Below are 3,944 nucleotides of genomic sequence, written 5' to 3' on the forward strand. Positions count from 1 at the left end.
CAGCGCACGGGCGGCGTCCGCCACCTGCCCGGAACGGGGGCGGATGCGCACCTGCCCCATATGGGAGACATCGAACAGCCCGGCCTGCCCACGGGTATGCAGGTGTTCGGCCATGACGCCGGCGGGATACTGCACTGGCATTTCGTAACCGGCGAACGGCACCATGCGGGCACCAAGTTCAAGATGAAGATCGTAAAGCGGGGTGCGCAGCAGGGGCTGGTTCATGCGGGCTGGGCCTTGTGCATATCCGCCTGCGCGCAGGTCCGCCCACCCGCACGCGCACATGCGGGCAAGGCGGCACGATACGCACCAGCGGAACGGGAAATGGAAAACGGGGAACGGGCGGGACTACAGTCAGGCAACGGGATGGACATGGCGGCACTCCTGTCGAATCCGGGTGGATTCTACGTGCCCCTTCTGTCGCATGTGCCTGAGATCGCTATCCCGTCGGCGGGTATCCGCCATGGGATACCTCTTTCCAGAAGTCTCGGCCGACCGGTCCTTTGGCCTGAGAGTTTCCGGGGCGGTTGCTCCTTCGGCGCCGGCGCATGGCCGGTCTCTCCCGTGTCGACAGCACTGACTTGACATGACAGGATGCGCCAAGTCAATCCATGAAAATCGGCATGATACGGGTTGCCACCACCTGCTCCCCCCATGCGTATATCGTGGAACCGAGACATGAAAAGGAGAGCCCGGCCATGACCACAAGCCCGTTGACCATCGTGGCGGAATTTCACGTTCCCGCCGAGAACCGCGCGCGGTTTCTCGAACTCTGCGCCTATGACAGCGAACGCTCCGTCGCGGATGAAAAGGGATGCCTGCGCTTTGAGGCCGTCACCCCGCTCGATGACCCGCAGACCGTCATCCTGGTCGAGATTTATGAGGACGAAGCCGCCTTCGAGACCCATCTCGCCACGCCGCATTTCAAGGTCTTCGCCGATGGGGTGAAGGAACTCGGCGTAAAGGAAATCAGCGTGCGCAAGGCCGCGCGCCATGCGCCCAGGGGCTGAACGGGCCTGATTGCCCCGCCCGCGCAGGGCACAGCCGCTGCCCCTTGGCGGAAAATTCCGTGGATCAGGGCGGGATTCAGGAAAATGCCGCCTTTTGAAAAAAAGGCGGCACCTGAAAACTTATTTTTTTATCAGTCAGTTATTCTGAACGGTCTTGCCCCCGGATGGAGGCGGCCATCCGTTCAGCGCGGCAGGTTCTTCGCGATATAGGGCGGCAGGATGAAGGAGGCGACATGCATCTCCGGTGTCCAGTAACGGCAGTCCGCACCGATCCCGGCCTTCTGCGCGCGCGCGCGGATCACATCGGCTGAATGCTGGCCCGGAACGGCGCCCTTGGCCGCGACGCCCAGTGTCATGAACCCGCCCACATAGGTCGGCACCGCCGCGACATAGGCCGACACATGGGCGAAGAACTGCGCCCGCCGCGCACTGGTGTCCCGCAGTTCATCGGCCTGCATGAACGGCACGCCGCACTGGTTCACGATAATGCCGTTGGCGCTGAGAATGCGCGCGCAGTGCCTGTAGAACGAATCGGTAAACAGCACCTCGCCCACGCCGATCGGGTCGGTGCTGTCCACGATGATGACATCAAACGCGCCATCGGCGGCGTTGGTGACGTATTCGATCCCGTCGCCCACGATCACCTCGCGCGCGGATCGGTCCACGCTTCGCCAGCGATGGAGGGCAGGAACTCCTTTGACAGGGCGATCACGTCGCCATCGATCTCGACCATCACGGCCTTTTCCACCGTGCCATGCTCAAGCACGCGGCGCAGCACGCCGCCGTCGCCCGCGCCGATGATCAGCACGCGCTTCGCGTCGCCATGTTCCAGCAGCGGCACATGGGTCAGCATTTCCTGATAGACGAACTCATCCCGCTCGGTGATCTGGACCACGCCGTCAAGCATCAGGACACGGCCGAGATCGACATTCTCGAACACCACAATATCCTGAAACGCGCTTTTCCTGCGCGCCAGCAGCCGGTCTACACGCAGTTCCTGCCGCCAGCCTTCGTACAGGCCCTCGCTGATCCACTCACGGGACATTGCGGTTCCCCTTCCGTCCTAATCAATCCACATGAAAAAGCACGGGCCGGACATGCATCCGGCCCGATACTTCATTTTTTTTCGAAGGCATGCCGGGCATGGATGAAAACCATCCCGGCCATGACGCGCTAGAGCGAAACGCGCCCGCGGCGCTGCTCGTCCACCTCGATCCGGCCGGCCTGGAACAGGCGCTGCATGACCGGAATGGCAAGGTGCGGATCGCACGCCCCACACATGAAAATATCCACGGCGGCGAAATTCCGCTCGGGCCATGTGTGGATGGAGATATGGCTTTCCGCCAGGACCACCACGCCCGACACGCCGCCATTGGGCGTGAAGTGATGGAAGTGGCTGTGCAGGATCGTGGCCCCGGCCGTCACGGCGGCCTCGCACAGGGTACGGTCGATCTGCTCCGGATCGTCTAGATTCCGGGCGTCCCAAAGATCAACAAGAAGGTGCGTTCCCGCAAACTTCATTCCGTCCTTTTCGACGAAATAGTCCTTCCGGTCGTCCTCGGACGAAAACGGCGCTGAAGAAATCTGGTTATCGCTCGGGTGTTCCGAGACCATCCCCAGTTGAGCAAGTGCGTTCATCACGTACCCCAAAACCAGTAGATAGCCTGTTGGGCAAGATTGCCCCCTTGGGCCAAGAGAGGCGCTGATAGGGCCAGCCGATGGTGCGACGCAAGTGTTTTTCGCACCATCGGCCCGGTTTTTTTCTCTCCGCCGCCCCATCCATGGCGCAAAGCCGGACCTACTTTGCCGTTTTGCGCCCGGCTTTTGCCGGTTTCGCCCGCTTTTTCACATTTCCCGGCGCTTTGGCCACTGTGGCTTTTTTGCCGCGCCCTTTTGCGGCTGGCGGCGGCGCGACCGGCACCAGCGGCCTGTCCGCGAGCAGGGGTTTGAGGAATCGCCCGGTATGGCTGGCGGCGCAGGACGCGATCTGTTCGGGCGTGCCGCAGGCCACGATCCGGCCGCCCCCGTCACCGCCTTCCGGCCCCATGTCGATCACCCAGTCGGCTGTCTTGATGACCTCGAGGTTATGCTCGATCACCACCACCGTATTGCCCTGATCGACCAGCGCGTGCAGCACTTCGAGCAGCTTGCGCACATCTTCCGTATGCAGGCCGGTAGTCGGTTCATCGAGGATGTAGAGCGTGCGCCCCGTGGCCCTGCGCGCCAGTTCCTTGGACAGCTTGACGCGCTGCGCCTCCCCGCCCGAAAGGGTGGTGGCCTGCTGGCCCAGCGCCACGTAACCCAGACCCACCTTCTGCAATATGGCCAGGCGGTCATGAATGCGCGGCACGGCGGAGAAATAGGGCAGCGCCTCATCCACCGACATGGCCAGCACATCGGCAATGGACTTGCCCCGGAACTTCACGTCCAGCGTCTCGCGGTTGTAGCGGGCCCCCTTGCAGGTATCGCAGGTGACGAACACATCGGGCAGGAAGTGCATCTCGATCTTGAGCACGCCATCGCCCTGGCAGGCCTCGCACCGTCCGCCCTTGACGTTGAAGGAGAAGCGCCCCGCCTTGTAGCCGCGCGCCTTGCTTTCGGGCAGTTCGGCAAACCAGTCACGGATGGGGCCGAACAGGTCGGTATAGGTGGCCGGGTTGGAGCGCGGCGTGCGCCCGATGGGGGACTGGTCGATGTCAATGATCTTGTCGAGCTGGTCCAGCCCGTCGATGGCTTCATAGGGAGCCGGGTTCTGGCCCGATCCCATCAGGCGGCGCGACAGGGCCTTGTACAGCGTATCGATCACCAGCGTGGACTTGCCGCCCCCCGATACGCCGGTCACACAGGTGAACGTGCCCAGCGGGAAATGCGCCGTCACGTCCTTGAGGTTGTTGCCCGTGGCCCCGCGCAGCACCAGTTCGCGCCCTTCGGCCG

General features: G+C 63.0%; 2 protein-coding genes, 3 pseudogenes and 1 riboswitch. Of the genes and pseudogenes, 1 reads left to right on the forward strand and 4 read right to left on the reverse strand.

Going from position 1 to position 3,944, the window contains the following annotated elements; all coding sequences use genetic code 11:
- A pseudogene (gene gcvT / locus JCM25156_RS23480) lies at positions 1 to 225 on the reverse strand (glycine cleavage system aminomethyltransferase GcvT); the annotation flags it as partial.
- Between the two features lie 261 nt (positions 226 to 486).
- Positions 487 to 576: riboswitch (glycine riboswitch) on the reverse strand.
- Between the two features lie 122 nt (positions 577 to 698).
- On the opposite strand from gcvT, the gene JCM25156_RS10625 reads away from it, so the two are divergent.
- Positions 699 to 1,010 (forward strand): putative quinol monooxygenase, encoded by a 312-nt coding sequence (locus JCM25156_RS10625; protein ID WP_025813067.1) that lies wholly within the window; start codon positions 699 to 701, stop codon positions 1,008 to 1,010.
- A 182-nt stretch (positions 1,011 to 1,192) separates the two neighbouring features.
- Here JCM25156_RS10625 and speE read toward each other — a convergent pair.
- From speE to JCM25156_RS10640, 3 genes and pseudogenes are all read right to left on the reverse strand, one after another.
- Positions 1,193 to 2,055: pseudogene (speE, locus tag JCM25156_RS23485) on the reverse strand (polyamine aminopropyltransferase).
- Positions 2,056 to 2,183: 128 nt separating this feature from the next.
- On the reverse strand, positions 2,184 to 2,648 hold the full coding sequence (speD, locus tag JCM25156_RS10635; protein WP_025813068.1) for an adenosylmethionine decarboxylase: 465 nt from the start codon (positions 2,646 to 2,648) through the stop codon (positions 2,184 to 2,186).
- Positions 2,649 to 2,808: 160 nt separating this feature from the next.
- Positions 2,809 to 3,944: pseudogene (locus tag JCM25156_RS10640) on the reverse strand (excinuclease ABC subunit UvrA); the annotation flags it as partial.

It is taken from the genome of Komagataeibacter kakiaceti JCM 25156, from assembly GCF_000613305.1.